Annotated in this window: 1 protein-coding gene; it reads left to right on the top strand. The window is 46.7% G+C overall.

Going from position 1 to position 1,303, the window contains the following annotated elements; genetic code table 11:
* Window positions 1-308 precede the first annotated feature (308 nt).
* Window positions 309-1,303, top strand: a 995-nt coding sequence (gpr, locus tag GRP75_RS27180; protein ID WP_160790919.1) for a GPR endopeptidase, incomplete at its 3' end; no start/stop codon positions are given.

The raw sequence follows: 1,303 nt of genomic DNA on the forward strand, positions 1-1,303 counted from the left end.
ATGTAATGCCAAACATCAAATCCGCTATCAAACGCGTTAAAACTAGCGGTCAACGCACGGCGTTTGTCGCTAGTTTTAACGCGTTTGATAGCGGATTTGATGTTTGGCATTACATTCACCTCCTGTAAAGGCATTACTTATGAACACAAACGTTTCACAACTTAAAATATTTTAGCATGCCACACCTCAAATTGCAATAAGAAAACATTCTGAGGCGATGCGAATTACAGGATGAAAATGGATGTGCATAAACCTGTTGGGTGTCTCGCACACTATAGTCAAAGATGGTATCCAAGGAGGCTTAAAAGATGGATCTGGATTTGCAGAAGTATGCGGTACGCACGGATTTGGCATTAGAGGCAAGAGAACTGGCCGAACGGGATCAGCCTGTACCTCTGTCGGGCATAAGTGAGAACGTGGAGGAAGATAACGGAATCAAAATCACACGGCTGGACGTACTGAATGAAGAAGGAGCCAACCGTATTGGGCGGGTACAAGGGCATTACGTCACGTTGGAAGTACCAGGCTTGCGTGAAGGCGACACGGGGCTCCAGCAACGTGTAGCTATTGCATTTGCAAAAGAAATGGAGCATTTTATACAAAAAATAGGGATCTCTAATATGGCAAAGGTACTGGTGGTAGGTCTGGGAAACTGGAACGTTACTCCCGATTCGCTGGGGCCGCTTGTCGTTGAAAATTTAATGGTGACTCGTCAATTTTTTGAACTGACACCTGATCAAATCAACCCGGGCTATCGAGATGTGAGCGCGATTGCACCGGGCGTCCTGGGTATTACGGGGATCGAGTCCAGTGAAATCGTTCAAGGCATCGTGGATCGCACGAAGCCAGAACTGATTATTGCCATTGACGCTCTGGCGTCACGTTCACTGGAGCGCGTCAATACGACCATTCAGGTGGCTGATATCGGGATACATCCAGGTTCAGGTATTGGCAACAAGCGGCGCGGTATCACCAAGGATATTATGGGTGTTCCGTGTATCGCTATCGGCGTTCCGACGGTATGCTACGCTTCTACCATTGTTAATAACGTAATCGAACTGATGAAAACACATTTTACCAAAGAAAAGGCTTCTACAAAAGCAATCCTGGGGATGTTGGACGATATTTCAGAACCTGAGAGACTTGGGCTGGTGAGAGAAGTACTGCAGCCGCTGGGGCATGATCTGATTGTGACTCCTAAAGAGATCGATGAATTTATTGAAGATATCGCGAACATCATTGCTACTGGATTGAACGCTGCTCTGCATGAAGCTGTTGATCCTGGCAATGTCGCCGCCTATAC

Origin of the sequence: Paenibacillus sp. OT2-17, assembly GCF_009827695.1 — a bacterium.
Classification (GTDB): domain Bacteria; phylum Bacillota; class Bacilli; order Paenibacillales; family Paenibacillaceae; genus Paenibacillus; species Paenibacillus polymyxa_B.